The 4,388-nt window shown below is 40.2% G+C and carries 6 protein-coding genes; 5 read left to right on the top strand and 1 reads right to left on the bottom strand.

The features are described from left to right. Positions 1-128 precede the first annotated feature (128 nt). Positions 129-1,151, bottom strand: coding sequence for a glycine betaine/L-proline ABC transporter substrate-binding protein ProX (gene proX, locus F6K57_RS37780; RefSeq protein ID WP_293073546.1), 1,023 nt, complete (start codon positions 1,149-1,151; stop codon positions 129-131). A 347-nt stretch (positions 1,152-1,498) separates the two neighbouring features. On the opposite strand from proX, the gene F6K57_RS37775 reads away from it, so the two are divergent. The 5 genes from F6K57_RS37775 to F6K57_RS37755 form a co-directional block, all read left to right on the top strand. After that, complete coding sequence (locus F6K57_RS37775) at positions 1,499-1,624, top strand: hypothetical protein (RefSeq protein ID WP_293045587.1); 126 nt, start codon at positions 1,499-1,501, stop codon at positions 1,622-1,624. 186 nt (positions 1,625-1,810) lie between these two features. Further along, positions 1,811-2,179 carry a hypothetical protein gene (locus F6K57_RS37770; protein WP_293073543.1) on the top strand — a complete coding sequence of 123 codons (369 nt, stop codon included), beginning with the start codon at positions 1,811-1,813 and terminating at the stop codon, positions 2,177-2,179. Positions 2,180-2,197: 18 nt separating this feature from the next. Next, positions 2,198-2,341: a hypothetical protein gene (locus tag F6K57_RS37765; protein ID WP_293073540.1), complete on the top strand. Its 144-nt coding sequence runs from the start codon at positions 2,198-2,200 to the stop codon at positions 2,339-2,341. A gap of 195 nt (positions 2,342-2,536) precedes the next feature. After that, a complete protein-coding gene (locus F6K57_RS37760; RefSeq protein ID WP_293073537.1) occupies positions 2,537-3,961 on the top strand; it encodes an aspartate aminotransferase family protein in 1,425 nt (474 codons plus the stop codon). Positions 3,962-3,969: 8 nt separating this feature from the next. After that, positions 3,970-4,388, top strand: a 419-nt coding sequence (locus tag F6K57_RS37755; RefSeq protein WP_293073534.1) for a class I SAM-dependent methyltransferase, incomplete at its 3' end; no start/stop codon positions are given.

Genomic DNA, 4,388 nt, shown 5'->3' with positions numbered 1-4,388 from the left:
AATTTTTTCCCTACTCCCTACTCCCTACTCCCTACTCCCTACTCCCTACTCCCTACTCCCTACTCCCTACTCCCTACTCCCTACTCCCTACTCCCTACTCCCTACTCCCTATTCCCTATTCCCTATTTTTAAATAGAATCCCCTCCTGCCTTTTTTGCCTCTTCTATCCAGCTATCAAACAACTCTTGATTATTCTCAACCCATTCTTTAGCATGGCGGCGTATATCTTCTGGAGTGTTCTCACCCTCTTTGATCTTTAGGCTTTCAACGTTAATGTCCTCAGCCGGAATTTGAACTAGTTCAAACCAACGCTTGGCAACTGGGTTAGCTGCCAAAAATTTCTTGTTAGCAAAAATGCGCTGACGATCCACAGCAAATCCGAGATTTTTTCCGTCTACTGAGGTTTCTTTTTCGGTTATATTTTTTTGCAATTCAGGAAGAGATGTAAAGGGAACTTCTAACCAAACTACATCTTGCGTCGGTTTTAATACGGTAGATATCCAGTGAGGATTATAAGCATAATATAAAACACTTTCCCCTTGCTTGTAGCGAGTCATAACATCTGCAAGTAGCACAATGTATTGTCCTCTAGTGTGTTCAACCGTATCTTCTAATCCGTAAGCTTTAAGGTGATGATCGATTACTATTTCGCAAAACCAACCAGGATCACAACCGATTAAATTGGCTTTACCATTGCCATCTGTATCAAATAGTTTCGCAATTTTTGGGTCTTTAAATTGTTCCAGGTTATTAATATTATATTTATCAGCAGTTTTTTTATCGATCTGATAGCCTTGTATCCCATCAGGAGTAAGAACTCCAACTCGCTCTAACTTTTTGGTACCCCCAGCATTTTCAAAGAATTCTTGGTGTCCTCTTTCATAGTTAATAGTACTATAATCTAGGTCGCCATTAGCCACAGACACATAAATAACCGGATAGCTAATTTCTTTCGGTTTTTCTATTTCATAACCAAGTTTTTCCAGACCAATATTGACTATCTCGGTTTGAAACTGTTCCTCGATCCAGTTACTATGGGCAGAACGAACTTTAGTTGTTTTAACAGAGGACGTTGACTCACAGGCAATTGAACCCATTAAGCAAGCGATCAGAGTCATTCCTAACGTAATTTGTCTTACTTGTCGTTTCATTAAATCCTCTCCCAGGGTTTTTATCATGAAGTCTTACCTTCAGTCATAACTATAGCAGTTTTCAATGGGGTGAGGTACCTTCGTCTTGGGTTTTAGGGAGGAGGGAGTAGGGAGTAGGGAGTGTGGGGAGGGTTGGAAGTGTGGGAAGTGTGGGGAGGGGGCGCGGGGAGATGGGGGAGATTTGGATTAAGGGTAATTATCCTGACATCATATAAACCCAAATAATATATCCTAAACTATACTTATATTGCTATAATTTTAAAGTTAATAAAAAAAAACGATGCATCGCTAAAGTTATGCTTACGCTTTTTTTAGGTGTAATTTTTATGATAGCGTTTATCATACCTATGAGGCATACAAAATTTTTGCCCACTTTCCTGTTCCCTGTTCCCTGTTCCCTACTCTCTGCTCCCTGCTCCCTGCTCCCTGCTCCCTGCTCCCTGCTCCCTGCTCCCTGCTACCTAATAAATTAGCCTTCACCAACATCAAACTGGAGATGAAACTCCACTGACTGAATTAGATTTGTAAAAACATGATATCCTATAGGAAAGGTCAGAAAAACACTTATATCACACCCATTATATCTTCTGGCACTGCACCTCAAACAACAAGCAATTCTAATCCCTCATTTCATGGTTGACCAACAAAGAGGAGAGCTAATGAAAGGTACAGTTATCAAAAATCTCAAACTGATCAAAGTTGTTGACGGTGACACCATCAAGATACTCTTGGATAATGAGCAAGAATCAATTCGGTTTGTTTGTCTTGACACAGAGGAAAGTCAGCGCGCTGGCAGTAAACCTATAACCAACGCTGGCATCCTGGCCTCACAATGGGCGAAGGAGTATTTCGGGACAAACGAGGAAGGGATACCCAATCAGGATGTATGGGTGGATCTTGAATTCGACACCAACGATCCGGTGGAGGTTTGCCTGGATAAACATCGGGGCAATTATGGGCGATTGCTCTGCTATATCTACAAAGCCGGAGAGCAGGATAATTTTAGGCGTTGCTTAATAATAGAATGATTTTAAGAGTTTTGTGGAATGGGCATCTTGCGTGGAACTGGCATCTTGCCAGTTTCAATATATTTTCGGGCGGGCAGGATGCCCACTCTACTTCTATTCAGCGCGAAGATTCAGCAACGCCTACAAATCGGTATTGTGCCGTTAACTATACCGATAGAATAATTAAAATTTTTCTATGGTTGCTTTAATAACAAAAACCTGTTATGATTGATATCATTGCCGATTATTAGCATTACACTAAATTATAGTATATCCGTCGATAATATCTCCAATTATAGCGTTTTTACTAGTAATAATATAGAGTAAATTTTCCCTACTCCCTACTCCCTAATCCCTACTCCCTACTCCCCACTCCCTATGAAAGATACAGAAACAACCCTGACTAAAGCCTTTACCATAATTCTCAACTATTTAGACGCTAATTTGGAACCCGATCCCAAAGTTGTTAATTATCAAACCGCTAATGATCTTAAGGAAAAACTCGATTTAACCTTACCCGATGAGGGAGTAGCGTTAGAAGCCTTAATTCCTATAGTAGAATCTTACCTGAACTATAGCGTTAGAACCGGTAGCACTCAATTTTTTAATCTACTTTTTAGTGGGTCTAGTATTCCGGGAATAATAGCCGACATGGTGACCAGTGCCACCAATACTACCATGCACACCTATGATGTCGCCCCAGTAGCCACCCTGATGGAAATAGAATTGATTAAACAATTGAACAGTTTAGTGGGGTTTAATCCAGGTGAAGGGTTGATGGTAACTGGAGGAAGTAATGCTAATCTGATCGGAATGCTTTGTGGACGACATCAAGTTTTACCGGAAGCTAAATTGCAGGGATTGGGTAATCATCAGTTAGTCGCCTTTGTTTCCGAACAAGCTCATTATTCCTATTTAAAAGCTGCGAATTTGTTAGGGATTGGTATCAAAAATTTAGTCAAGGTTAAGTCTGATGTGGATGGCAAAATGATTCCCGAAGCACTAGAAGCTGCGATTCAACAGAGCTTATCAGAAGAAAAAACACCTTTCTTTGTGGGTGCAACTGCGGGTACAACTGTTTTAGGCGCTTTCGATCCGTTACCGACCCTTGCCGAAATTACCAGGAAATATGGCTTGTGGCTGCATGTCGATGCGGCTTGGGGTGGGCCGGTTTTATTTAGTGAAAAATACCAGCATTTGTTAGCAGGAAGTGAGTTAGTTGATTCCTTTACTTGGGATGCTCATAAGTTAATGGGAGTTCCTTTAATTTGTTCGGCTATTTTAGTCAAAGAAAAAGGACTATTGTCAGAAGCTTGTTCTGGGGGAGGTACCGATTATCTATTCCATGATGATGAAAATGATTTCTATAATTTAGGGACTAAGTCGTTACAATGTGGTCGGAGAGTAGATGCACTTAAATTATGGCTGTGTTGGAAATACTATGGCAAAAAAGGTTATGAGCAGCTGGTCAATCATTTATTTGACCTAGCTAATTACGCCACCGAGTATATCCGCCGTTGCGATAATTTAGAATTAATCGCTGAACCACAATTTTTGAATATTTGTTTCCGTTATATCCCCAAAGATGAACCGCTTGACGCTACTGGGTTAGACCAGCTGAATCTAGACATACGCAACCAATTATTTCATACTGGAACAGCTTTTGTCAACTATGCTCATTATCAAGGTCTGGTTATGATTCGGTTAATCCTGGCTAACCCTGAATTGCAAAAAGCCGATCTAGAAACGTTTTTCCATAATTTACTTGATTATGGTAAACTATGTGAAGCTGTTAAAGGATAGAAGAAATAATGAAAGATAGCAAAGACTTTTACGAAGGGATCGGATTGACTTTGCTCGATCCTCAAAATGAGACGGAAGGAGTCAGGGAGTATCAGAAGTTAGAAGAAGAATTTATCAAGAGAACCTTTGAAGGGGTGGATAGTGTTCTGGAGGTAGGATGTGGTGAGGGACGTTATCTTCGTCATCTTGCTCCCCTTGTCGGTAAGATCACAGGAATTGATTTTGCTGAACAATTGGTAAACCTAGCTAAAGAATCAACTGCCACTTTTGATAATGTAAACGTCATTCTCGGAAGAGCAGAACATTTACCCACTCTGGTTCAAGAAACTTTTACTTATGCTTTATTGGGATGGAATACGATTGGCAATATTCCTCAAGAAGTTCATGAAATTATTTTCGATAATCTCGAAAAACTAGTAGAGGAAAA

Source organism: Moorena sp. SIO4A5, assembly GCF_010672005.1.
Classification (GTDB): Bacteria; Cyanobacteriota; Cyanobacteriia; order Cyanobacteriales; family Coleofasciculaceae; genus Moorena.
The sequence above is the reverse complement of the archived record's forward strand: the minus strand, read 5'-3'. Positions and strand labels throughout refer to the sequence as shown.

What these genes read in the sequence shown, in the direction of transcription:
- F6K57_RS37770 (WP_293073543.1), top strand. Translation starts at nt 1,811, where the DNA reads ATGAAAGGTACAGTTATCAAAAATCTCAAACTGATCAAAGTTGTTGAC.
- F6K57_RS37760 (WP_293073537.1), top strand. Translation starts at nt 2,537, where the DNA reads ATGAAAGATACAGAAACAACCCTGACTAAAGCCTTTACCATAATTCTC.
- F6K57_RS37775 (WP_293045587.1), top strand. Translation starts at nt 1,499, where the DNA reads ATGAGGCATACAAAATTTTTGCCCACTTTCCTGTTCCCTGTTCCCTGT.
- F6K57_RS37765 (WP_293073540.1), top strand. Translation starts at nt 2,198, where the DNA reads ATGGGCATCTTGCGTGGAACTGGCATCTTGCCAGTTTCAATATATTTT.
- proX (WP_293073546.1), bottom strand. Translation starts at nt 1,151, where the DNA reads ATGAAACGACAAGTAAGACAAATTACGTTAGGAATGACTCTGATCGCT.